This window comes from Candidatus Binatus sp., from assembly GCF_030646925.1.
Taxonomy (GTDB): Bacteria; Desulfobacterota; Binatia; order Binatales; family Binataceae; genus Binatus.
The window spans coordinates 1-22,292 of sequence record NZ_JAUSKL010000009.1 but is presented as its reverse complement, the minus strand read 5'-3'; the positions used below and the strand labels follow the sequence as shown (position 1 = coordinate 22,292).

General features: G+C 62.8%; 24 protein-coding genes. 6 read left to right on the top strand and 18 right to left on the bottom strand.

Going from position 1 to position 22,292, the window contains the following annotated elements; translation table 11 throughout:
* Positions 1-745 (bottom strand): zinc-binding alcohol dehydrogenase family protein (locus Q7S58_RS00945; protein WP_304819856.1); only part of this gene is annotated, 745 nt, incomplete at its 3' end.
* 63 nt (positions 746-808) lie between these two features.
* Between Q7S58_RS00945 and Q7S58_RS00940 the strand changes: the two genes are divergently transcribed.
* The 4 genes from Q7S58_RS00940 to Q7S58_RS00925 are packed head-to-tail and all read left to right on the top strand — an operon-like array spanning position 809 to position 4,458.
* Positions 809-1,960, top strand: coding sequence for an ABC transporter permease (locus tag Q7S58_RS00940; RefSeq protein ID WP_304819854.1), 1,152 nt, complete (start codon positions 809-811; stop codon positions 1,958-1,960).
* Between the two features lie 32 nt (positions 1,961-1,992).
* Entirely contained in the window at positions 1,993-2,835 is an 843-nt protein-coding gene (locus tag Q7S58_RS00935) for an ABC transporter ATP-binding protein (RefSeq protein ID WP_304819852.1), read from the top strand.
* Entirely contained in the window at positions 2,819-3,796 is a 978-nt protein-coding gene (locus tag Q7S58_RS00930) for an MlaD family protein (protein WP_304819850.1), read from the top strand. Before Q7S58_RS00935 ends, Q7S58_RS00930 begins: the two co-directional genes overlap by 17 nt.
* Before the next feature lie 2 nt (positions 3,797-3,798).
* Positions 3,799-4,458: a membrane integrity-associated transporter subunit PqiC gene (locus tag Q7S58_RS00925; RefSeq protein ID WP_304819848.1), complete on the top strand. Its 660-nt coding sequence runs from the start codon at positions 3,799-3,801 to the stop codon at positions 4,456-4,458.
* Between the two features lie 12 nt (positions 4,459-4,470).
* Here Q7S58_RS00925 and holA read toward each other — a convergent pair whose 3' ends face one another.
* The 14 genes from holA to modB all read right to left on the bottom strand — a co-directional run bounded on the left by holA (position 4,471) and on the right by modB (position 17,022).
* A complete protein-coding gene (gene holA, locus Q7S58_RS00920; protein WP_304819847.1) occupies positions 4,471-5,532 on the bottom strand; it encodes a DNA polymerase III subunit delta in 1,062 nt (353 codons plus the stop codon).
* A gap of 20 nt (positions 5,533-5,552) precedes the next feature.
* Positions 5,553-6,161, bottom strand: a complete 609-nt coding sequence (locus tag Q7S58_RS00915; RefSeq protein ID WP_304819845.1) for an LPS assembly lipoprotein LptE — start codon at positions 6,159-6,161, stop codon at positions 5,553-5,555.
* Positions 6,133-6,579 (bottom strand): transcription antitermination factor NusB, encoded by a 447-nt coding sequence (gene nusB / locus Q7S58_RS00910; protein WP_304819843.1) that lies wholly within the window; start codon positions 6,577-6,579, stop codon positions 6,133-6,135. The genes Q7S58_RS00915 and nusB overlap by 29 nt, the downstream gene beginning before the upstream one ends.
* A gap of 58 nt (positions 6,580-6,637) precedes the next feature.
* Positions 6,638-7,849, bottom strand: a complete 1,212-nt coding sequence (ribA, locus tag Q7S58_RS00905; RefSeq protein ID WP_304819842.1) for a GTP cyclohydrolase II — start codon at positions 7,847-7,849, stop codon at positions 6,638-6,640.
* A gap of 83 nt (positions 7,850-7,932) precedes the next feature.
* Positions 7,933-9,057 carry a bifunctional diaminohydroxyphosphoribosylaminopyrimidine deaminase/5-amino-6-(5-phosphoribosylamino)uracil reductase RibD gene (ribD, locus tag Q7S58_RS00900; RefSeq protein WP_304819841.1) on the bottom strand — a complete coding sequence of 375 codons (1,125 nt, stop codon included), beginning with the start codon at positions 9,055-9,057 and terminating at the stop codon, positions 7,933-7,935.
* A gap of 2 nt (positions 9,058-9,059) precedes the next feature.
* Positions 9,060-9,566: a transcriptional regulator NrdR gene (nrdR, locus tag Q7S58_RS00895; RefSeq protein WP_304819840.1), complete on the bottom strand. Its 507-nt coding sequence runs from the start codon at positions 9,564-9,566 to the stop codon at positions 9,060-9,062.
* 142 nt (positions 9,567-9,708) lie between these two features.
* On the bottom strand, positions 9,709-9,948 hold the full coding sequence (acpP, locus tag Q7S58_RS00890) for an acyl carrier protein (protein ID WP_304819839.1): 240 nt from the start codon (positions 9,946-9,948) through the stop codon (positions 9,709-9,711).
* A gap of 179 nt (positions 9,949-10,127) precedes the next feature.
* A complete protein-coding gene (gene fabD / locus Q7S58_RS00885; RefSeq protein ID WP_304819837.1) occupies positions 10,128-11,075 on the bottom strand; it encodes an ACP S-malonyltransferase in 948 nt (315 codons plus the stop codon).
* Between the two features lie 91 nt (positions 11,076-11,166).
* Entirely contained in the window at positions 11,167-12,579 is a 1,413-nt protein-coding gene (gene plsX, locus Q7S58_RS00880) for a phosphate acyltransferase PlsX (RefSeq protein ID WP_304819836.1), read from the bottom strand.
* An 18-nt stretch (positions 12,580-12,597) separates the two neighbouring features.
* Entirely contained in the window at positions 12,598-12,777 is a 180-nt protein-coding gene (gene rpmF / locus Q7S58_RS00875; RefSeq protein WP_304819834.1) for a 50S ribosomal protein L32, read from the bottom strand.
* A 34-nt stretch (positions 12,778-12,811) separates the two neighbouring features.
* Positions 12,812-13,345, bottom strand: a complete 534-nt coding sequence (locus Q7S58_RS00870; RefSeq protein WP_304819832.1) for a DUF177 domain-containing protein — start codon at positions 13,343-13,345, stop codon at positions 12,812-12,814.
* Positions 13,346-13,434: 89 nt separating this feature from the next.
* Positions 13,435-14,940 carry a CoA-acylating methylmalonate-semialdehyde dehydrogenase gene (locus Q7S58_RS00865; RefSeq protein WP_304819830.1) on the bottom strand — a complete coding sequence of 502 codons (1,506 nt, stop codon included), beginning with the start codon at positions 14,938-14,940 and terminating at the stop codon, positions 13,435-13,437.
* Between the two features lie 101 nt (positions 14,941-15,041).
* The gene (gene modC, locus Q7S58_RS00860) at positions 15,042-16,130 is read right to left on the bottom strand and encodes a molybdenum ABC transporter ATP-binding protein (RefSeq protein WP_304819828.1); all 1,089 of its coding nucleotides are present in this window, start codon (positions 16,128-16,130) and stop codon (positions 15,042-15,044) included.
* A gap of 214 nt (positions 16,131-16,344) precedes the next feature.
* Positions 16,345-17,022 (bottom strand): molybdate ABC transporter permease subunit, encoded by a 678-nt coding sequence (modB, locus tag Q7S58_RS00855; RefSeq protein WP_304819826.1) that lies wholly within the window; start codon positions 17,020-17,022, stop codon positions 16,345-16,347.
* Between the two features lie 109 nt (positions 17,023-17,131).
* On the opposite strand from modB, the gene Q7S58_RS00850 reads away from it, so the two are divergent.
* Together Q7S58_RS00850 and msrA are read left to right on the top strand one after the other, a co-directional pair.
* On the top strand, positions 17,132-18,538 hold the full coding sequence (locus tag Q7S58_RS00850) for an aldehyde dehydrogenase family protein (RefSeq protein ID WP_304819824.1): 1,407 nt from the start codon (positions 17,132-17,134) through the stop codon (positions 18,536-18,538).
* A 58-nt stretch (positions 18,539-18,596) separates the two neighbouring features.
* Positions 18,597-19,235: a peptide-methionine (S)-S-oxide reductase MsrA gene (gene msrA / locus Q7S58_RS00845; RefSeq protein WP_304819822.1), complete on the top strand. Its 639-nt coding sequence runs from the start codon at positions 18,597-18,599 to the stop codon at positions 19,233-19,235.
* Here msrA and nth read toward each other — a convergent pair.
* Genes nth through Q7S58_RS00830 form a run of 3 tightly spaced genes read right to left on the bottom strand, consistent with a single transcriptional unit; the run spans position 19,229 to position 22,204 of the window.
* Positions 19,229-19,933, bottom strand: coding sequence for an endonuclease III (gene nth, locus Q7S58_RS00840; RefSeq protein ID WP_304819820.1), 705 nt, complete (start codon positions 19,931-19,933; stop codon positions 19,229-19,231). The two genes, msrA and nth, sit on opposite strands and share 7 nt — an antisense overlap.
* Positions 19,934-19,937: 4 nt before the next feature.
* Positions 19,938-21,572 (bottom strand): glycerol-3-phosphate dehydrogenase/oxidase, encoded by a 1,635-nt coding sequence (locus Q7S58_RS00835; RefSeq protein ID WP_304819818.1) that lies wholly within the window; start codon positions 21,570-21,572, stop codon positions 19,938-19,940.
* 26 nt (positions 21,573-21,598) lie between these two features.
* Positions 21,599-22,204: a sulfite oxidase-like oxidoreductase gene (locus tag Q7S58_RS00830; RefSeq protein ID WP_304819817.1), complete on the bottom strand. Its 606-nt coding sequence runs from the start codon at positions 22,202-22,204 to the stop codon at positions 21,599-21,601.
* Positions 22,205-22,292 lie beyond the last annotated feature (88 nt).

The following is a 22,292-nucleotide window of genomic DNA, read 5'->3' as shown; positions in this document are numbered from 1 at the left end:
CGCGATCGAGCGCCTCGAGCGCCGGCAACACCAACTCGCCCGCCGGTGCGAACAATATCGCCGCGTCGAGCGGCGCGGGCGGCCGTTCGTCCGCCTTGCCGATCCATTCGGCGCCCAATTCGCGAGCGAGCCCCTGATGCGCCCCGCCGCGACTCATCACGAACACGCGGCATCCCCAGTGCTTCAGCACCTGCATCGCCAGATGCGCCGAGCCGCCGAAGCCGTAGAGTCCGACCGTCGCGCCCGGCTTGATTTCGGCCCGCTTGATTGCCCGATAGCCGATGATTCCCGCGCACAGCAGCGGCGCCGCTTCTTCATCGCCGATCGAATCGGGGATTCGATACGAGAAATCTTCGCGCACGATCGCGTACTCGGCGTATCCGCCGTCGTGATCGTAGCCACTGAAGCGAGCGCTCAGGCATAGATTCTCCCGCCCGCGGCGGCAATAGACGCAGACGCCACACGTCTCGCGCAGCCACGCGATTCCGACGCGTTCGCCCTGCTCGAATCGCGACGCGCCGACGCCTCGCTTATCGACAATGCCGACGACCTCGTGCCCCGGGATGATTCGCGGATGGCGCGGTGGCAGGTCGCCCTCCGCGACGTGCAGGTCCGTCCGGCAGACTCCGCAGGTCCTGATCTTGACCCGAATTTCGCCGTTCCCCGGCTCCGGAATCTCGACTTCGACCGCCACCAGCGGATTCGATTCGATCGGCGCGGGCTGCTCAACCGCCATCGACTTCATTTGGAATTGCCGGCCCAAGAAATTGTGCTACCCCTTATGCCCATGCTCTATTGAGCATCGCTAATGCAAGCGCAGGAACATTCCATCAAACCAGCCGAGTTGTCCTTCGCACGCCCCGACCCTTCCACCCTGGTCGTGAGCGTCGCGGGCGATTGGCATCTGCGGAGCGGGATGCCTTCGCATACGCTCGTCGTCCGCCAGCTCGAGACGGCGCCCAAGCCCAAAAAAGTGGCGTTTGAAGCCGGCAAGCTCGAAGGATGGGATTCCGGTCTGCTGACTTTCCTGATGGGGGTCGCTGACCTCTGCAAAAAAAGCAAGATCGAGCTGGATTTCGACGGCCTGCCCGACGGCGTCGAGAAGCTGATCAAGCTCGCCGAGACGGTGCCGGAGAAAACCGGCGCGCGCCACGAGCGCGAGCACAGCACGTTTATCGAGACGCTCGGCAAATCGACGATTTCATTCGCGCAATCACTCGACGAATTCCTGGTTTTTCTCGGGCAAGTCGCGATCGCATTCGGCAAGCTCGCGGTCGGCAAGGCGCGTTTTCGCCGGGTCGATCTGATGGTGATACTCCAGGATTGCGGCGCCAATGCCTTTGGGATCGTCACCCTGATTAGCTTCCTCGTCGGCATCATCCTGGCCTTCATGGGCGCAGTTCAGTTGCAACAATTCGGCGCGGCTTCTTTCCTCGCCGACCTGGTCGGCATCGCGATGACCCGGGACATGGGCGGCGTGATGACGGCGGTCGTCATGTCGGGCCGCACCGGCGCCGCCTTCGCCGCACAAATCGGCTCGATGAAAGTGACGCAGGAAATCGACGCGCTGACGACGATGGGCATCTCACCGCTGGAATTCCTGGTGCTGCCCCGCGTGACTGCGCTTTTCCTCATGATGCCGCTGCTGTGCATTTATGCGGACTGCGTCGGAATCCTCGGCGGTGCCGTCGTCAGTGCGACCATGCTGCACATCGGGTTCAGGTCTTATTTCACCGAAACGGTTCACGCGGTGACGCTGACTTTCATCTTCGGCGGCATCTTCAAGTGCACTGTTTACGGGATAATCATCGCGGTCGCGGGATGCCTGCGCGGATTTCAATGCGGCAACAGTTCGTCGGCAGTCGGCGACGCCGCCACGACCGCGGTGGTCACCAGTATCGTCTATGTGACCGTGGCCTGCGGAATCTTCGCTTTCCTCTTCAACATCCTGGGCATCTGAGCTGAAATCCATTCACGAGAACCCTCGCCTAGATGACCACACCAGCGACAACGCCGACCGCAACCGCAACCGACGCCAAGGATCAGACGCCGACTATAACGGTGCGCAATCTGACCATGGCATTCGGCACTTTTGTCGTGATGAAGGATCTCAATTTCAAGGTCAATCCGCACGACATCTTCGTCATCATGGGCGGCAGCGGATGCGGCAAAAGCACCTTGCTGCGCCACATGCTCGGACTGCTCGAGCCGGCCAAGGGCGAAGTCCTCTACCGCGATTTCAATTTCACCAAAGCCCAGCCGGCCGAGCGCGAAGCCGAACTCCGGCGCTTCGGCGTGCTGTACCAGGGCGGCGCGCTCTGGAGTTCGATGACGCTGGCGGAGAACGTGGGCTTGCCGCTCGGCCAGTTTACGGACCTGAACCCGGACGAGATTCGCGAGGTGGCGGCGCTCAAGCTGGCGCTGGTCGGGCTCAAGGGCTTCGAGGATTACTATCCGAGCCAGATCAGCGGCGGGATGCAGAAGCGGGCCGGACTCGCGCGCGCGATTGCGCTCGACCCGGAAATTCTATTTTTCGACGAACCGTCCGCCGGTTTGGATCCGATCAGTTCCCGCCTGCTCGACGACCTGATCCTCGAGCTTCGAGATAATCTGGGCGCCACCGTAGTCGTCGTGACCCACGAGTTGCCCAGCATTTTCGCAATAGCAAATAACGGCGCCTTTCTCGACGCGGAAAGCCGCACGATGATCGCGACCGGCAATCCCAGAGAACTGCTCGCTCATTCGACCGACCCTCGCGTGCAGACTTTCCTTACGCGCGGCGGCGAGGGCGAGAAGCCGGAAAGTTCAGCGAGGAATCATGGGCAAGAGAGTTAATCCCGCGACCGTCGGGATGTTCGTGCTGGGAGCTTTGGGCCTGGTGGTCGGAGCGCTCGCGGTGTTCGGCTCCGGACGGCTGTTCCGCGCTACCCATGAGTTTGTCATCTACTTCGCCGGCGACGTCAACGGTCTTCGCGTCGGCGCGGCGGTCAAGTTCAAGGGCGTCGAAATCGGACAGGTTTCGCAGATTCGGCTGCGGCTCGATCAGGCGGTGAATCGGCAGAGCGGGCAAATCTCCGCCGACGTTCGAATCCCGGTGATAATCGCGCTCGATGAGGAGAAGATTCTGAGCCACGGCGGCAATACGATCGATTTGAGCGATCCGCACACGATTCCCAACCTGATCAAGGAGGGGATGCGCGCGCAACTCGGGATGGACAGTTTCGTCACGGGGTTGCTTTACGTCGCGCTCGATATCGAACCGGAGACCCCGATCAAAATGATCTCGCCACCCGGCGCTCCACTGCAGGAAATCCCGTCGATACCCAACGCGCTCGAGCAGGTGCAGGCGGTCGCGATTCGCATCGTCGAAAAACTCGACAAAGTGGATTTCAACGCTGTGTTCTCCGATGCCAGCGCGACACTCGATTCGATCAAGCAGATAATGACGACACCGCAGCTCAAGGTCGCTGTATCAAACCTCGAAAACACCCGCGCACAACTTGGCCAAACCATGGGTTCGGTGCGCCAGACGTTTGACAATGTCGATACTCGTGTCGGGCCGCTATCGACCAGCCTGCAAAAAACTTCGGACTCAACCGATCTCGCGGTGCAGCAGGCGCGCGTCACGCTCGGCACCGTGAATACGACGATCCAGCCGGGCTCGCCGCTCAACTATCAGGCGCTGCAAACGCTGCAGGACGTGTCGGCGGCGGCGCACTCGATCAAGGAACTCGCTGACTACATCAAACTCAACCCCAACGCGCTGCTGCGCGGGCGCGACTCGAGTCAGGAGTGACGATGACCTCGAAGATCCGGCTCCTCTACTTCTGCGCGATTTGCCTCTCGGGAGTCGCGGCCTTCGGATGCGCCAGCTTGATTTTCGGACCGCGCCCCGAGCCGCCTAAATTCTATGTACTGACGCCGGCTTCAGCCGCACCGGCGCCGCCATCCTCGCCAGGTTCGAGCGGCGGGCTGACCCTCGGACTCGGCCCCGTCAAGCTGCCGGCCTATCTCGATCGCAACGAGGTAGTGATCCGCGCGGCGGAAAACCGGCTCGAGTTTTCGAAGAACGATCGATGGGGTGAATCGCTCGAAAAAAATTTCGCGCGGGTGCTCGCGCGCGATCTCGCCGCGCACCTCGGCACTCAGCAGATAGTCGTGTTCCCGTGGTACGCGACCACGCTGATCGATCTGCAGGTGCAGGTCGAAGTTTATCGCTTCGAGACCGACGTGCAGGGCAGTGCACAATTGAGCGCCAAATGGACGATTCGCAACGGCGACGGCAGCAAGATTCTTTACACCGCCGAATCGAACTTCTCACAGCCGTCGAAGCCTGGCGATACGACCGAAGCTGTCGCCGCTCTGAGCCGTGATACCGGCGACCTGAGCCGCGAGATCGCGAACATGGTGCAGCAGGTCCGCCTCCAGCAGCCGCAACCTCCCAGCCGCCCGCAGTAATTGCCGCGGCGACTACTCGGGGCGCGACATCAGATCGAGCAGCAGCCCGGCGAGCGCCTGCTCGCGCTCCTTCATCAGGCCGTTCTTGAAGCCCGCGTCCATCGCGCACGCCCGCCAGTAGGCTCGCTCCAGGCGCCGGAGCCCGAAGCGTCGCGCACCCTCGATCGCGCGCGTCACCATCCCGCTCTGCGGAGGCATCCCGAGCGCCGCCGCGACGCTGCCGCTGTTTCCGCCCGAACCAAGCAGTGCCGCCGCGATCATCATGCGGCGCATCACCGGGATGATCTCGACCGCCAGGATCTCGAAACCGTCGCGGCCGAGCGAAAACGCGCGCCCGAGTTGCGCAAGCGTCGCAGACGTTCGTCCGTTCGCCAGGCTTTCTGCCAGTTCGAACTGCTCGGGCATCCGCCTCGCGCCCGGCTCGTCGAGGTCGCCCGGCTGCACCGGCTTGCCCGGCTCCGTGAAGATCGTCACCTTCGACAGCGCGTTGGCGATCGCCGCGATATCGCCGCCGTGGCGCGAAATCAGCATGTCAGTCGCCGCCGGCGACAACTTGAGGCCGAGCGACGCGGCGAACGCGAGCACGTATTGATCGATCTGGTTGTCGAAGGGCCGCATACAATTGACCATCAGGGCCGACTTCTCGACCGCGCGCCGGACCTTGGCGGGCGCGTTGTCGCGCTCGTAAAGCAGCACCAGATGCCCCGGGCCGCGAAAATCCTCGAGCGCCTCGATCAGCGCCGGCTCTCCGGCGCCGTTTCCCGGCCTGCGCGAATCACCTGGGTCGGCATCGTCGGCGCGATCGCGGCGCGACCGAAGCACGCGGCACGCGATCGCGAGCGTCGGCGCGAACAGGTCGGGCGCGCGCAATTCATTCAGCAGCGCGCCGTAATCGTCGCCCGCGCCAATCTGGAAGCCGCGATACTTGCAGCCGTCGGCGACGATCGCGCGCACGATCGAGTCGAGGATGAACTCTCTCAGAAACGCGTGCGGGCCGAAGATTACCGCGACCGGCGGGATACGCCGGCCTGAAGCGGCGGCGCGCAGGTACGCGAGCGCGTTTTCAAGCGGCATCGATCGCGGCCCGGCGCGCGCTAAAAGCCCTCGGCCATTTCTGCATAAAGATTCTGCGCGACTTTTTGCATCATCGTGTCGCGCGACGCGAAGGTCATCGAATGCGCCGTCTCGATATCCGTCATCTGCGCGACGTCGCCGCCGCGCAAATTCTGCTGCAGAAAAGTCGGGGTAGTGGTGACGACCGTCTGGGCGACCACCGGCGTATGCTGGCTGTTGCCGACGTTGCGCGCGCTCCAGATCATTTTCTTGCTGTGCACGTCCTGCAGCGCCACCGATATCGCGAGGCTGTTGTTGTAGAGCGTCGGCTCGATCGCCGAGTTGAAGTTAGACGGCACCGCGTTGGTGTACTTGATATCGCCGGTCAGTTCGAGATCGGCATTCGCGGGATCGTCCACCACCTTGAGCCGCTTGTGCATCGCGATCTCGTCCTTGATATATCGATCCAGCTCATCATTCAGGCCGGTCGAGCGCGTGTGATTTTCGAAGCGCTTGACGTAGATGGTTTCCGACGCCGGCGGCAGCGCGTCGCCGGAACTCGCGAAGTGATAGCCGCAGCCCGCGGCGCTCGTGAGCGCCAGCGCGCCTACCGCCAGCGCTTTACTCAGGCGTCGATGCAATCCGGTCATCGAGTTTTTGCCTGAGTCCGAGTCGTCCTGCGATTTCGTCGAGCACGCCGTTGACGAAGCGTCCCGATTCGATATCGCCGTACTGTTTCGCCAGCTCGATTGCCTCGTCCATCGTCACGCGCGCCGGGATATCCGGCATGAACAGCAGTTCGTAGAGCGCCATTCGCAGCACATTATGATCGACTCGCGAGAGCCGCTTTATCGACCAATGCTCGAGCGCGCCCGCCAGATGCTTGTCGAGCACGTCCTGTTCGCGGCGGACTCCCTCGAGCAACTGGACGGCAAATCTTCGCGCGCTGTCTTCGGCGGGAAAAGTTTCGAAGAACAGCACGAGGTCGTCGTTGCTGGCGCCGCCGCAAATATCGACTCGATAGAGCGCCTTGAGCGCAAGCTCACGCCCGAGATGTCTTAAGCCCATAATGAAAACGTCAATCCAGCGCGTCGGCGCAATCGCGGCGCGGCGCGACCTTAAGGTTTCAGGTGATCAGTTTCAGTTCCGAGAAAAGATGGCCGAGTTTTTCCTTCTTGGTGCGCAGGTAGCCGATATTGCCGGCGTGCGGCGTGACCTCGATCGGAACCCGCGCGACGTTCACTCCATAACGGCGGAGGCTCTCGATCTTGTGCGGATTGTTGGTCAGCAATTGCACTTCGCCGACGCCCAAATCGCGCAGAATCTGCGCCCCGATTCCATAGTCGCGCAAATCCTCGTCGAACCCCAGGTGAAGATTCGCCTCGACCGTGTCCATCCCCTCGTCCTGCAACGCGTAGGCGCGAATCTTGTTCCCGAGTCCAATCCCGCGGCCTTCCTGATGAAGATAAATCACGACGCCGCAGTCCGCCGCCATGATTCGATTGAGCGATTCCTGCAGTTGATCGCCGCAGTCGCATCGTGACGACGCGAACACGTCGCCCGTCAGGCATTCCGAATGAAGCCGCACCAGCGCGTTGCGACCGCCGCCGACGTTGCCCTTGATCAGCGCCAGATGCTCGCGGCCGTCGACCGTGTTCCTGAACACCACCGCCTGCAGCACGCCGCCCGCGATCGGAAATCGCTGCTCGGCGACGCGCCGCACCAGCACTTCGTTGGTCAGGCGGTACGAAACGAGGTTCTTGATATGCGCGATCGGCATCGAGTGCTTCGCCGCAAATTCCTTCAGCTCGATCAGCCGCGCCGCTTCGCCGTCCTCGCGGAGCAGCGTGCATAGCGCCGCGACCGGCGCCATCCCCGCCGCGCGCATCAGATCGACCGCGCCCTCCGCGCGTCCCATCCGCATCATCACGCCGCCCGATAACGCCATAAGCGGCAGCACATGGCCGGGCATCACGATATCTTCGGGGCCGGACTTTTCGTCCGCCACCACGCTGATCAGCCGCGAGCGATCGCCCGCCGAAATGCCCGTGGTCGCGCCCTCGCGCGCATCGATCAGCGAGCCGGCCTGCTCGATCGAATTGCCGTTGTCGGTCGAAGGCGCCAGCGTGATGCCCAACTCGCGGAAGCGCTTGTCGATAATCGCGACCGAGACGATTCCGCGCGCCTCGCGCGCCATAAAGTTGATCTGGTCGGGCGTGATTTTCTCAGCCGCCATCACGACGTCGCCTTCGACGTCGTCGCGCTCTTCGGCGATCATCACGACCATCTTGCCATCGCGAAGAGCCGCAAAAATTTCTTCTGGTGAGGATGCTGCCATCGATTTCGAATCCGCTGAAAATCTTACCACCAGTCTGCGAAGCTAACCAGCAGGCATGAAGGCCCGATGCTTCGCCGCAGGCATCATTTTCGTCGCCGCTTTGCCGGCACGACCTTGCCTTCGAACAGCCAATCGACGCCGACCGGGCGCGCGGACAATTCGCTCAACTGAATCGCGTCGCGGATTCTCGTAAGATGCATCCCGTCGATCGCCGGAAGGCCCGCGCCCATAATTTTCGGCGCGACGAAAAATGCGACCCGATCCACAACATCCGCTCTGAGCGCCGACGCCGCGAGACGCGCGCCGCCTTCGATCAGCACGCGCGACCATCCTCGCCCGCCGAACTCCTGCATCAATCGATCGAGCGCGATTTCACCGCCATGGTCCGCGATCGCGATCGCCTCGACCCCGCGGCGTTCGTATTTCTTTTTCGCGAACGCCAGGTTTGCCTGCGTCGTAGCGATGATCGCGGGCGCAGTCGAGCGCTGGCGATATACTTTTGCGTCAGCCGGCGTCCGCAAATTCGCATCGACGACGACTCGCACCGGATCGCGTCCGCCCTCAATTCTGCACGTCAGGCGCGGGTCGTCCGCGGCAACAGTGCCCGCGCCGACCATCACCGCGTCGCACTCGCGCCGCCATCTATGAACCATCGCGCGCGATTCCTCCGTGCTGATCCAGCGCGAATCGCCGCCCTCAGCCGCGATTCGGCCGTCGAGCGACATCGCGAGCTTGAGGATTCCCAGCGGACGGCCGCGAGCGATGCGCGCAAAAAATCCTTCGTTGATGCGCGCCGCTTCATCGCGCAGAACGTCGCTCGTGACGCGGATCCCTGCGCGTTTCAGAATCGCGATCCCGCGTCCGTGCACGCGCGGATCAGGATCGCCGCATCCGATCACCACCCGCGCGATGCCCGCCTCGACGATCGCATCCGCGCACGGCGGAGTCTGACCGTGATGCGCGCACGGCTCGAGCGATACATACGCAGTCGCGCCGCGCGCGCGCGAACCCGCTTGCGCGAGCGCATTCGTCTCGCCATGCGGCCGCCCGCCCGCCGAGGTCACGCCGCGCCCGACCACCTTGCCGGCGCGCACGAGCACGCATCCGACGGTGGGATTCGGCGAGGTCATGCCCAGCATGCTTTCCGCCTGCGCGAGCGCCTCGCGCATGAAGCGCCGATCGGTCTCGTCCGCGCCGCGCGTTTTCACGGTCAGGATTGTGGGTCGCCTTTCTTGTCGGCGGCGCGCGGATGCGCCGGTTGTTTGCGCTCTTTGATCAGGTCTTCAAGCTCGTGCATGAACTCGTCGATATCCTTGAACGAGCGATACACTGACGCGAAGCGGACGTACGCGACCTGATCGATTTTGTGCAACTCGTTCATCACTGCCAATCCGATCGCACTGCTTTGGACCTCGCGATCGCCCTGCTCCGCCATCGAGCTTTCGATCGTGCTCGCAATTGAATCGATCATTTCCATCGAGACCGGGCGCTTCTCGCAGGCGCGCTTGAGCCCCGCGATTATTTTCGATCGCTCGAATGGCTCGCGCCGCCCGTCTTTCTTGACCACCATCGGCGTCGCTTCCTCGACCCGTTCGTAGGTCGTGAAGCGGCGCTTGCACGAGGTGCACATCCGCCGGCGCCGAATCATCACGCCGTCGCTCGACATCCTCGAATCGACCACGCGATTTCCGCGATTACGGCAAAATGGGCATCGCATGAGCGCTAGCTCTCCGCCGCGCAGTTCCGATCGCGCAGACGCGCCGGCGCGCAATCAAGCGCGGCGTCGGGCGATGCGGAAACGGCGGCCTGCAACCGCCGTCGAAATAATTTGTCGCGAACGAGTATTGAGGCGAACGGCTTCAGCTCTTGTGAGCCTCGATATAGGAGACGACGTCCTTCACGGTGCGGATTTTTTCGGCGTCTTCGTCGGAAATCTCGATGTTGAATTCCTCTTCGAGCGCCATTACCAGCTCGACGATATCGAGCGAATCCGCGCCGAGGTCTTCGATAAAGGAGGCCTCCGGGGTAACTTCGTCGGCGGCTACTCCGAGCTGCTCGCTGATTTTCTCGCGAACCTTGGTTGCGATGTCTTGCGCCATCCTGCTCTCGTTCCTCCTGGGGCAGCGCGGCAGTGTTGAGCCGCGATCAATCTACATTATAGTTCCCGCACCGCGAATACTCCGCGAATGCACATTTCGCGACAATACGGGAAGGGGATTCTCGGGCGTTAAATTATCAGTCGAGCTTAAGCAGTTAAAGGCGCACTGGCAAGCGAGGCTCAGCCCTTTCCGCCGGCGACGCTATCAGCGGCCGTCTTCAACGATGCGAGATCCTCGAGCGGGCGCACCCGAATCGTCCGATACATCCGGCGCATCAGGCCCATCAGGACCCGCCCGCAGCCGAACTCGATCGCGTCGGTCATCGCGCTCTGCGCGATTATACCCATCGATTCCTCCCATCTGACGGGCGCGGCAATCTGCTCGAGCAACAGCGGCACCACCCGCGCCGGATCGCGATTCATCTCCGCGGTTACATTTGCGATCACGCCGAATCTGAAGTTGCCAACCTTGATCGCTTTGAGCACCGGCGCCATACCGTCGCGCGCCGGCTGCATCAGCGCGCAATGAAACGGTGCGCTGACCTTCAATTCGACCGACATCGAGGCGCCGCGCTCTTTCGCGATTTCGAGCGCCTTTCGCACCGGCCCCGCATGTCCGGCGATCACGACCTGGCCCGGTGCGTTAAGATTGGCTGGCACAGCGATCTGATCCGCGATGCTGACCTCGCGGCAGATTTCCTCGACCTGATGCAACTCGAGGCCGATTAGCGCCGCCATCGCGCCGTTGCCGGCCGGCACCGCCTCCTGCATCAGGCGTCCGCGCTCGCGCACCGCGCGCACCGCGTCCGAAAATTTAATCGCACCCGCCGCGACCAGCGCGCTGTATTCGCCGAGACTGTGGCCCGCCGCCATCTCCGGCGCGATACCGATTTCCTTCTCATAGACGCGCAGCGCCGCGATCGACGTCGTCACGATCGCCGGTTGCGTGTTGGCGGTGAGCCGAAGTTCTTCCTCCGGTCCCTCGAAGCAAAGTTTGGAGATCGAAAACCCGAGCGCCTCGTCCGCCTCCGCGAAGGTCCGCCGCGCGACGTCAAAGTTGCTCGCGAGTTCCGCACCCATCCCCACGCGCTGCGAACCTTGCCCCGGGAATAGAAACGCCAGCTTCATCTGAGATCCCCCGACTCAAGCCCAGCCGGTGCGGCGAAATGTCCGATTGCAATAAAACATGTCATCCGGCCGAGTTCCGTCAACCGCGCGATCATTGATGGTCTTTCGGATTCGGATGCTCGACGCCGCGATCTGCGCCCGATTCCGCCGGATGCGCATCGGCGGGCGTATGATTTTTCTCGACGCCCGCTGTGGCGCCATTCGTCACCGCCGGTGCAGACGCGTCAATCGGGGTGATTACCGCGGCGCCGTCCGCGTGCGATTCGGCCTTGAGCGATCCAGTCTTGGTCGATTCCTTCCTGCCCGCATCGATTCCCGACGCGTCGGCCTCGGCGTGAATTTCTTCGCGCTCGAGCGGCGCCTCATGCGGAACTTCGCCGCCAGTATGCGACTCGTCCTTGCGCGCGCCTTCCTCGCGGTCCTTGCGATGCAACCGTTCGCGCATCTTCGAGAACAGCGCGCGGATGCCCTTCCCGGCCGGCGGTTTCGCAGTGCCCGCGGCGGGCTGAATCTTGCCGAGAATTTCCAGAATCTCGGCGTTCACGTGATTCACCAGATGCTCGTTCGACGCAGCCCTGAGCGCACTTCGTATCGCGCGCGGATTCGACGATCCATGCGCAATTATCGAGACTCCGCTGATTCCGAGCAGCGGCGCGCCGCCGTATTCGTTGGGATCGAGCCGCTCGCGCATCGCGGTGAGATTTTTCCGCACCAGCAAATACGCAAGGCGCGTGCGCCAATTCGTGCCGAACAGTTCGCGCAGATTTCCCAGCATGAACGACGCGAACCCTTCCATCGTCTTGAGCGCGACGTTGCCGTTGAAGCCGTCCGTCACGATGATATCGGCCTTCGCGCCGTTGATGTCGCGTCCCTCGACGTATCCGATGTAATTGACGTAGGTCGGCACCTGCTCGAGCATCGCCGCCGCCGCACGCGTCAGTTCGGTTCCCTTCGAGGCCTCCTCGCCGTTGCTCAAAATCCCGACTCGCGGCCGCGAGACGTTGCGCACGTGACGCCAGTACACGCTGCCCATCACGGCAAACTGGAGCAGGTTGATCGGCTTGACCTCGGTGTTGGCGCCGGCGTCGATCAGCAGCGCTTCGCCTTCGCGCGTTGGCACCAATGACGCGATCGCGGGCCGATCGACGAAATTCAGATTGCCCAGGATCATCATCGAGGCGGTCATCACGGCGCCTGAGTTGCCGGCGCTGACGAACGCATCGGCCTCGCCCCGTTTCACGAGCTCGAGCCCGACGTGAATTGAAGAGTGCTGCTTTGACAGAACCGCATCGAGCGGCGCATCGTCCATCAGGATTACTTCGGGCGCGTGCTCGATCCGGATCGGCAGGCGCGACGCGTCGTGCTCCGCGAGGTCCTTGGCCAGGATCTCGCGATCGCCGACCAGCACAACTTCGATCCCGAAGTCGCGCGCGGCGAGCACGGCGCCTTCCACCGTGGCCTTGGGGGCGAGATCACCCCCCATCGCGTCTAGCGCGATTTTCACAACCGTGCTCCGCTGCGCCTATTCCTTGATTTCGGCCAACTGGCGGCCGCGATACGAACCGCAATGGCGGCAGACGCGATGCGGCATCACGGGCTCCCCGCACGACGAGCAAGTGCCGGGATTGACTGCGGTCAGCGCGTCATGCGCGCGGCGCATGTTCTTCTTTCGATGCGAGGTACGGCGTTTGGGTGCTTGCATGACGAATTACTTCCTAACTTTGAGGTAGAGCTTATCAGGAGCGCCGCAGTTTAAGCGACCGCAACGCATCCAGTCGAGGATCGAACTTTTCGATGCGACAGCCGCATTCGGCGTGATTCAGATTTACGCCGCATTGCGGACAAAGCCCGCTGCAATCTTCGCGGCATAGCGGACGCGTCGGCAACGCCAGCAGAACCTGCTCGCGAATCAGCGGCCCCAGATCGACTTCTTCGCCTTCGTATAGCGAGAACTCCAAATCCTCAGCGCGAAGATTGTCCGAATCGTAGCCGATCGACTTGGGCGACAGCACGAACCGAAACGGCCGGTCAGTGCTGGAATCGAATTCCTCGGCGCAGCGCGCACAGATCGCGCCGGTCTTCGATTTCAGGCTGCCCTCGAAAAACAACTCCGTGCCGGCGCGATAGAATGACACCGACACCGCGATCGGTCCCTCGACCTGGTACTCGCGGATCGGTCCCTGCCCAAGGATCCGGTTAATTTCCTGCTCGGATTCGGCAAACTCCAATTCCTTGGCGTCCGCCGTTATGTTCTCGATTCGGATTCGCACCGCTCACGTTACGCTCTGATGACGAGATTGAAGCGCAATTATTACACGCCGCTCGCGACGTTCAAACATCATTGGAAGCGCAAACTCATCTATTTGCGAACTCGCGGAAAATCGAATTGCGCGCCCTCGCCCGCCCGCGGCTCAGGCCAGCGCGAGGTCACCGTCTTGAGCCGGGTGTAAAATTGCACGCCTTCGGTACCGTAAACATTACGATCGCCAAACAGAGATCGTTTCCATCCGCCGAACGCGTGAAACGCTATCGGCACCGGAATCGGCACGTTGACTCCGACCATCCCGATCTTCACCCGCGCCGCGAACTCGCGCGCCGCACCGCCGTCGCGCGTGAAAATCGCCGCGCCGTTGCCGTATTCGTGGCGATCGACCAAATCGATCGCCGACTCGAAATCGGGGACTCGCACGATCGCGAGCACCGGCCCGAAAATTTCTTCCTGGTAGATTCGCATCGACGGCTGCACTCGATCGAACAACGTGCCGCCGATGAAAAATCCGCGCTCGTGACCCGGCACGCGCACGCCGCGGCCGTCCACGACCAACTGCGCGCCTTCCTCGACGCCCAAATCGATATATCCGCGCACGCGCTCGCGATGCTGCCCCGTGACCAGCGGCCCCATCTCGACGCCCGCCTGCATGCCGGGCCCGATCTTCAGCGCCCGCACACGCGGCGACAATCGCTCGACCAGCGCGTCCGCCGTCGCGTCGCCGACCGCGACCACCACCGACACCGCCATGCAGCGCTCGCCCGCCGCGCCGTATGCCGCCCCGATCGTCGCGTCCACCGCGTCGCCAACGTCGGCGTCGGGCATCACCACCATGTGATTCTTCGCGCCGCCGAGCGCCTGCACTCGTTTGCCGTGCGCCGACGCAGTCCTGAAGATATGTTCCGCAACCGCCGTCGAGCCGACGGAACTCACCGCCGCAACCTCCGGATGCGCCAGTATCGCCTCGACTGCGTCCTTGTCGCCGTGCACGACGTTGAACACGCCGTCAGGCAGGCCTGCTTCTCGCAGCAATTCGGCGAGCATCATCGACGCCGACGGATCGCGCTCCGACGGCTTCAGCACGAAAGTGTTACCGCACGCGATCGCGATCGGAAACATCCACATCGGCACCATTGCGGGAAAATTGAATGGCGTGATTCCCGCGACCACGCCGAGCGGTTGCCGAAGCGAATGCGTATCCAGTCCGGCGCTAACGTTGTCCGAGAACTCGCCCTTGAGCATCGCGGGAATTCCGCAGGCGAACTCGACCACCTCGATTCCGCGCTGCACTTCGCCCTCCGCGTCGGGAATCGTCTTGCCATGCTCGGCGGTGATCGCGACTGCGATCTTTTTCAGATCGCGCTCGAGCAAGCGCAGAAAACTGAACATCACGCGCGCGCGCCGTATCGCCGGCACCTGCGACCACGATTGGAACGCATCGCGCGCCGCGGCGACCGCGCGATCCACTTCGTCGCTCGACGCAAACGCCACTCGCCCGGTAACCTCGCCAGTCGCCGGATTGAACACCTCGCCGCGGCGACCGCTCGATCCTTCAACCGCGTGGCCACCTATATAATGTCGAATCTCAGTCGGCATCGTCGTTCCCTCCGCGCGTCCGCGATTGCTCCCGCCTTCTTTCTTCCTTCTCTAGTCGATAGCCGCTCGTCACGCGATCTGCGCGCTCGAAACGAATTCTCTCACTCGCTTTGCGCGACCAGATGACATGAATAGCTCTTGATCACCAGCCAGACCTGCCGCCCGTTGATCAGCTCCAGTTCATCGCTCGCTCTCGGCGTCACGTGGACTTCGAATTCCACGCCCGCCTCGATTGTCAGGATCACGCGCGAGCCCTCGCGCCGTATCGCGACGATTCGCGCCGCGAGCCTGTTGCGCGCGCTCAGATGAGTCGGTGGCTCGGTCGCTACGATTATGTCGCCTGCGCGAATCGCGATCCTGATGCGGTCGCCAATCGCCGCATGGCCCAGCGGCACGTCGATCTCCGCGCTACTCCGATCGAGCCGGCAGAGCATCGTGCCCTGCGTTTCCGAGGTCGATTGCACAGTAGCGTCGAAGACGTTCTCGAACCCGACGATCTGCGCGACCGTCTCGTGGCGCGGCGCCTTCAGCACTTCGTTCGGGCGCCCGCGCGCGACCACGCGCCCATTGTCGAGCACTACCACTCGCTCGCCCAGCGCGTACGCCTCCTCCGGCGCATGCGTGACGTACACGATCGGAACCGCGTGCTCGGCGTTCCACGTGCGGAGATCATCGACGATTTTCGCCTTGGTCGCGAGGTCGAGCGCGAGCAGCGGCTCGTCGAGCAGCAGCATCGCGGGATTGGTCACCAACGCCCGCGCGAGCGCCGCGCGCTGTCGTTCGCCGCCGGAAATTTCGTGCGGCTTGCGCGCCGTCAGATGCGCGATTCGAAACGATTCAAGCGCCGCCGCCGCGCGCTCGATTCGCTCCGCATTCGGCAGTTTCGAAATTCCGTATTCGACGTTCTCTGCGATCGTGAGATGAGGAAACAGCGCGAGATTCTGAAACAGGTATCCGAGCTTACGCTGCTGCACCGGCAGATTGATGCGCGACGACGAATCGAACAGCACTCGACCGTTCAGCGCGATCGTGCCCGCGTCGGGACGCGCCAATCCCGCGATACAATTCAGCAGCGTCGTCTTGCCGCTGCCGGACGGCCCGAGCAGCATCGTGAATCCCGGCGGCGCTTCGAACTCCGCCGCCAGTGCAAAGCTCTTCGACAACCGCTTCGCGATTCGAATCGAAAGCATTCCTCCCTGGTTTGATTGCGCCGCCACTGGAGCTAGCTAGTTGGTAGATTCGCCCTGAAACAATCTTTCTTATCCTCTACTAACAGCGCGTAGTGCGCATCCTTTAATCTTAGTGCGATTCGGCCCTGCGGCCCGAAGTCGGCTTCGCGTCGCCCCAGGAAGCTCGAAACCGGTGGGGGTTTCGAACTCTTAAGAATTTTTTCGCGCCGCGGCGCTAGCGCGGAATCGGCCAGGCCACCCACGTCCGCCGATTCAACCCGTAGGTAATCGACAGCGCGACGAAGGAAAACGCCATCAGCAGCAGCGCCATGCGATTCGCGCCGGCATAGTCGAGCGCCTGCACGCGATCGTAAATCGCGATCGATACCGTCTGCGTCACGCCCGGGATATTGCCGCCGACCATCAGCACCACGCCGAACTCTCCCAGCGTATGCGCGAAGCTGAGCACCGCGCCGGTGACGACGCCAGTAACCGAAAGCGGCAGCACGATTCTCACAAAGGTGCGCAGTCGCGAGGCGCCCAGCGTCGCCGACGCGTTGATCAAATTGACGTCCACCTGCGCGAACGCCGCCGTCATCGGCTGCACCGCGAACGGCAAGCTATAGATGACCGACGCGATCACCAGTCCAGCAAATGTGAATGGCAGCGCGTGGCCCGATAACGATTGATACCAGCGCCCGAGCGGACTCTGCGAACCCAGCGCCACCAGCACGTAAAATCCCAGCACGGTCGGCGGCAACACCAGCGGCAGCGCCACGATCGATTCGACAAAATATTTGTGACGCCACTCGGAGAAGCAGAGCCACGACGCGATCGGCATCCCGATCAGCAGCAGTAATGCGCACACCACCAGCGCAAGCTTGAACGTGAGAAAAATCGCACTCCAATCCATAAACGGCTCTCGGCCTCGCTGCTTGCACCGCGTCAACTAGCAAGCTACTGCAATCATTTACCAGATACCGGCGCATCAACCGCTATTCGGCCCGGACAGGAGAAGCAGGTTGCCCACACATACGATGACGATCGACGGCCAGGCCGTGAAAGGCTCGAGCACCACCGGCGTAATCAATCCCGCAACTGGACAGGTCTTTGCCGAAGTTCCCGATTGCTCGAAAGCCGAACTCGACCTCGCGATGGACGCCGCGCAGCGCGCGTTTCCCGCCTGGAGCCGCGATTTCGCCGCGCGCCGCAAAGTGCTGAACGATATCGCCGGCGCCCTGATGCAGCCGCCCGAAGGCCTCGCGCGCACGCTCACGATGGAACAAGGCAAGCCGCTCGACAAGGCCGCGCAGGAAGTGATGCTCACCGCGATGTGGTGCGGTTACACCGCGAGCCTCGACATCCCGGCCGAGGTCCTGCTCGACAATGAAGCCGGGCGCATCGAGGTTCGCCGCAAGCCGCTCGGCGTCGTAGCTGCAATCACGCCGTGGAATTACCCGCTGATGCTCGCGATGTGGAAAATCGCGCCGGCGCTGCTGGCCGGCAACACCGTCGTGCTCAAGCCGTCGCCGTTCACGCCGATGAGCACTCTGATGCTCGGCGAGATTCTGCGCGATATCGTTCCGCCCGGCGTGCTCAACGTGGTCTCCGGCGGCGACGGGCTCGGCGCGATGATGACGAGTCATCCGGTACCGCGAAAAATCTCCTTTACCGGCTCGGTCGAGACCGGCAAGAAGGTCGCCGCTGCGGCCGCGCCGGATTTGAAGCGCGTGACGCTCGAACTCGGAGGCAACGATCCCGCGATCGTGCTGGCCGACGCCGACCTGAAGGAAGTCGCGCCCAAGATTTTCTGGGGCGCGTTCGAAAACTCGGGACAGATTTGCAGCGCGATCAAGCGCGTGTACGTGCCCGAGGAAATGTACGCCCCGATGATGGACATCCTCGCCGAGATGGCGCGCGGCGTGAAAGTCGGCGACGGGCTCGAAGCCGGCACCCAGCTTGGCCCGATCAACAATCTCCCCCAGTTCGAGCGCGTGACCGAACTGGTCGAAGACGCGCGAGCGCACGGCGCGCACATTATCACCGGCGGCGAGCGCATCGGCAGCGAAGGATATTTCTTCGCGCCGACGATCGTCGGTGAAATTTCCGACGGCGTCAGGCTCGTCGATGAGGAACAGTTCGGCCCCGCCCTGCCGGTGATTCCTTATAAGGATGTCGCCGACGTGTTGCGCCGCGCCAACGCGACCCACTATGGCCTCAGCGGATCTGTATGGTCGCGCGACCCGAGCCGCGGCGCGGAAGTTGCCGCGCAACTCGAATGCGGTTCGGCGTGGGTAAATCAGCATCTTGCGATCGCGCCCAACCTGCCGTTCGGCGGCGCAAAATGGTCCGGTATCGGCGTCGAGAACGGCCCGTGGGGATTGCTCAGCTTCACCGAAATTCAGGTCGTGAACGTCGCCAAAAATTGAGCACACGCCTATCGAGCCGCGGCGCTGACAGGTGGCACTTTAGGAGCAGCATAGAATTATGATCGTGCCATCATCGATACTGCTGGGATTTCTGCTGTTGGGCGGGGTGGTATCCAGACCTTCACGCGGCGAGGCGCGCGCCGATACGACCGGCGATCACCTTTCCAAAGCAATCTTTGCCGGCGGATGCTTCTGGTGCATGGAACCGGCGTTCGATTCGCTGCCCGGCGTCATCTCGACCAAAGTCGGATACATCGGCGGCAAAAAACCGAACCCCACTTACGACGAGGTTTGCAGCGGCCTGACTGGTCATGCCGAAGCGATGGAACTGGTGTACGATCCGGCCAAAATTTCTTACAAGAAGTTGCTCGATGTCTTCTGGCACAACATCGATCCGACCGTGAAGGATCAGCAGTTCTGCGACGAGGGGAGTCAGTATCGCACTGCGATTTTCTTCATCGGGCCGGAACAGGAACGCGAAGCCAAGGAATCGAAGGCGGAACTCGACAAGACCAAGCCGTTCAAGCAAGCAATCGTAACCCAGATCGCGCCGGCGACGGTCTTCTACCCCGCCGAGGATTACCATCAGCAGTACTGCAAGACGCACAAAATCGCCTACGGGATGTATCGAATTAACTGCGGACGCGATCAGCGCCTGCGCCAGCTATGGGGCGCCGCCGCTCCGAGCAATCACTGAGCGGCGTCGATCCGTCGCGGCCGCTTTTTCGCGACTCTGGCTTTATTTACGACGCCGATCTTCGGGCAGTCTCCGGCAACGACACATTCATCGCATCGCGGTCCCCGCGCGTGACAAACCTGCCGGCCGTGCAGGATCAGCCGCATCGAGAATGGCGTCCAATCCCGCGGCGGCAAGATCGCCTGCAGATCGCGCTCGATCTCGAACGGCTCGGTACTACGGGTGAATCCCAGCCGCTTCGTTAGCCGCCGCACGTGCGTATCGACCACGAACCCGGGCTTGCCGTAAACGTGCCCCAGGATCACGTTCGCGGTCTTGCGGCCGACGCCCTGTAGCTTCACCAGGTCTTCCAGCTCCGACGGCGCCTCGCCGCCGTGCCGCTCGACGATCGCCCGCGCACTTGCGATCAATGACCTGGTCTTCTGCCGAAAAAATCCGGTCGTCACGATTAGCTTCTGGATTCGCTCGGGATCCGCATTCGCCATCGCGCGCGCGTCGGGATACTCGCGAAACAACGCCGGCGTCACCTGATTGACCCGCTCGTCGGTGCATTGCGCCGAGAGGATCGTCGCCGCGAGGCATTGCCACGGCGTCGCGAAATCGAGGCTGATGCGCGCGTTCGGATAAAGTTTCGCGAGCGCCGCCGAGACTCGCGCCGCACGATTCTTCAGCGCAGCGATCGGCTCACGCGCGGCCATCCGATCACACCGCGACGCGGCGCGCCCGCTGCTCGGTCGCAAAGCTAGCGAGTTCCGCTTTCTCGCGCGCGCCGTCCCAGCCGAGTTCCGATCCCAACAATTTCGCCACTGCCGGCGCCGCCGCCTCCGCCTCCACCGGATATCGCCACGAGAGCGACGTGCGCCGAATAAGGAAATCCTGAATTGAATGAATCATCTCGCTCCGAACCGCGTGCACGACTTCCGCCTTGATCACGGGACATCCGGGCGCGAGCGCCGTCGCCAAATCCGGCCGCTCCGCCGCGATCCTCGCGACGATCTCCGCGCGCGTGCCGTACCGCGTGCGCAGAATTTCACGCGCCGCACCGGGCAGATCCCTCATGGCCGCGTCGTCGCTCGTCGATCTTTCATCAGCTCGAAGCGCTCTCGCCCCCGGCAGCGGCGCCGTCAGCGTCGGACACTGTCCGATTGGCCGCCCAAGTTCCTTCATCGCCAGATCGACCAGCTTCTGCGCGATCTCGCGATGCGTCGTCAACTTACCCCCCGCGACGTTGATCATTCCCGCCTTGCTGACCTCGATCACTTCCTCGCGCGGCACCGACGACGGCCGCTTACCCTGCTCGCCCGCGAGCACCAGCGAGCGCAGTCCCGCAAAACTCGACACGACGTCAGCCGCTCGCAGCTTGATCCCCGGCAGGCTCGCCGCGAGCACGCCGAGCAGATACTCGACGTCCACCGGCTCGGTCGCAACCGTCGCCGGGTCGCCGCCGAAATCGGTGTCGGTGGTGCCGACCAGCACGTAGCGATCGTGCGGCATCACGAACACGATTCGCCCGCTCTCGTCGCCCAGCACCAGCGATTCCCGCACCGGCAGCATTGTGCGCGCGAACACCAGATGCACTCCCTTGGTGAGCCGCACCGTGTCGCGCGACGACGGATCGTCCATCCGCCGGACCTGATCGACCCACGGTCCCGCCGCGTTCAGAAATTTTTTCGCGCGGAGCTCATACGATTCCCCGCCGATCAGATCGCGCACGCTCGCCGCCGCGATTCGATCGCCGACGCGGACAAATCCCTCGACGCCCGCGTAGTTCGCCGCCGCCGCGCCGTGCAGGTCCGCATCGAGCACGTTCTCGAACGTGACGCGCGCGTCGTCGGCCCACGCGTCGTAGTACATCGCACCGCCCGTCAGTCCGTCGCGGCTGAGCGCCGGTTCGAGTTCGCGGACATTCGCCGCATTCAGAGTCGAATGCCATTCCGCGCGCGGCGATCGCGCAAAGAGATCGTACAGCGTGAGCCCGAGCGCCATCGTGAAGCGGCCGAAGCCGCGCCCGCGATAGACCGGAAAGAGAAATCGAATCGGATGCACCAGATGCGGCGCCGTATGCCGCCGCAGCCGCTCGCGCTCGCGCAGCGCCGAGTACACCAGCTTGAACTGTCCCTGCGGCAGGTAGCGGAAGCCGCCGTGAATCAGCTTCGACGATCGCGACGACGTGGCGCCGGCGAAATCGCCGCGCTCGAGCAGTGCGACCCTGAGCCCGCGCATCGCCGCGTCGCGCGCGACGGCGGCGCCGTTGATTCCGCCGCCGATCACGGCCAGATCGAATTCCTCGCCGCGAAACCGCGCCAGACTCGCCTCACGGTTCAGGATCGAGCCCAAGCCGCTTGACCGTTAATCGCGCGCCGTCATTCTTCGGGGTCCTCTTGAAACGAGTAGCGCTCCTCGGTCCACGGGTCCGCGTGATTGTGATAGCCGCGAACTTCCCAGAAACCGCGCCGGTCGATATCTGCGAACTCGATTCCGCGCACCCACTTGGCGCTCTTCCAGCCGTAAAGTTTCGGCACGACGAGCCGCAGCGGAAAGCCGTGGTCGAGCTCGAGATCGGCGCCGTCGTGGCGATGAGCCAGCATCACGTCGTCGTCGAGAAATTCACTGAGCGGCAGATTGGTCGTGTAGCCGCCGTCGCAATGGATTACCACAAAGCGCGCCTCTTTGCGCAGCTTCACCAGCTTCATGATCTCGGCGACGCTCACTCCTTCCCACGTGTTATCGAGCCGCGACCAGGTCGTGACGCAATGAAAATCGGAAACCTGTTTCGATTGAGGCAGCGCGCGAAACTCCTCGTAAGACAGGCGAATCGGTTCCTCGACCAGTCCCAATACCTTGAAATCCCAAGTCGTCAGATTGAGCCGCGGCGCCGGTCCATACGAGAGCACCGGAAAATTTTCGACCACGGTCTGGCCGGGAGGAACGCGCGCCGCGATATCCTCCGATTTGGCAGGCTTTGTCATGCGCTGATTATTATCGGAGCGATCGATCCGGCGAAAGCCCCGCTCCGCCGCCTGATCCGATCCGCTTTCTGTCACTCGCCAGCATTTT

Excerpts from the sequence above, each read along its gene's own strand:
- msrA (WP_304819822.1), top strand. The coding sequence starts at position 18,597 with ATGATCGTGCCATCATCGATACTGCTGGGATTTCTGCTGTTGGGCGGG.
- rpmF (WP_304819834.1), bottom strand. The coding sequence starts at position 12,777 with ATGCAAGCACCCAAACGCCGTACCTCGCATCGAAAGAAGAACATGCGC.
- modB (WP_304819826.1), bottom strand. The coding sequence starts at position 17,022 with ATGGATTGGAGTGCGATTTTTCTCACGTTCAAGCTTGCGCTGGTGGTG.
- Q7S58_RS00865 (WP_304819830.1), bottom strand. The coding sequence starts at position 14,940 with ATGCCGACTGAGATTCGACATTATATAGGTGGCCACGCGGTTGAAGGA.
- nth (WP_304819820.1), bottom strand. The coding sequence starts at position 19,933 with ATGGCCGCGCGTGAGCCGATCGCTGCGCTGAAGAATCGTGCGGCGCGA.
- ribA (WP_304819842.1), bottom strand. The coding sequence starts at position 7,849 with ATGGCAGCATCCTCACCAGAAGAAATTTTTGCGGCTCTTCGCGATGGC.
- acpP (WP_304819839.1), bottom strand. The coding sequence starts at position 9,948 with ATGGCGCAAGACATCGCAACCAAGGTTCGCGAGAAAATCAGCGAGCAG.
- holA (WP_304819847.1), bottom strand. The coding sequence starts at position 5,532 with ATGCCGCTTGAAAACGCGCTCGCGTACCTGCGCGCCGCCGCTTCAGGC.
- Q7S58_RS00925 (WP_304819848.1), top strand. The coding sequence starts at position 3,799 with ATGACCTCGAAGATCCGGCTCCTCTACTTCTGCGCGATTTGCCTCTCG.
- Q7S58_RS00830 (WP_304819817.1), bottom strand. The coding sequence starts at position 22,204 with ATGACAAAGCCTGCCAAATCGGAGGATATCGCGGCGCGCGTTCCTCCC.
- nusB (WP_304819843.1), bottom strand. The coding sequence starts at position 6,579 with ATGGGCTTAAGACATCTCGGGCGTGAGCTTGCGCTCAAGGCGCTCTAT.
- Q7S58_RS00940 (WP_304819854.1), top strand. The coding sequence starts at position 809 with ATGCAAGCGCAGGAACATTCCATCAAACCAGCCGAGTTGTCCTTCGCA.
- nrdR (WP_304819840.1), bottom strand. The coding sequence starts at position 9,566 with ATGCGATGCCCATTTTGCCGTAATCGCGGAAATCGCGTGGTCGATTCG.
- Q7S58_RS00915 (WP_304819845.1), bottom strand. The coding sequence starts at position 6,161 with ATGACCGGATTGCATCGACGCCTGAGTAAAGCGCTGGCGGTAGGCGCG.
- Q7S58_RS00935 (WP_304819852.1), top strand. The coding sequence starts at position 1,993 with ATGACCACACCAGCGACAACGCCGACCGCAACCGCAACCGACGCCAAG.
- fabD (WP_304819837.1), bottom strand. The coding sequence starts at position 11,075 with ATGAAGCTGGCGTTTCTATTCCCGGGGCAAGGTTCGCAGCGCGTGGGG.
- Q7S58_RS00930 (WP_304819850.1), top strand. The coding sequence starts at position 2,819 with ATGGGCAAGAGAGTTAATCCCGCGACCGTCGGGATGTTCGTGCTGGGA.
- modC (WP_304819828.1), bottom strand. The coding sequence starts at position 16,130 with ATGCTTTCGATTCGAATCGCGAAGCGGTTGTCGAAGAGCTTTGCACTG.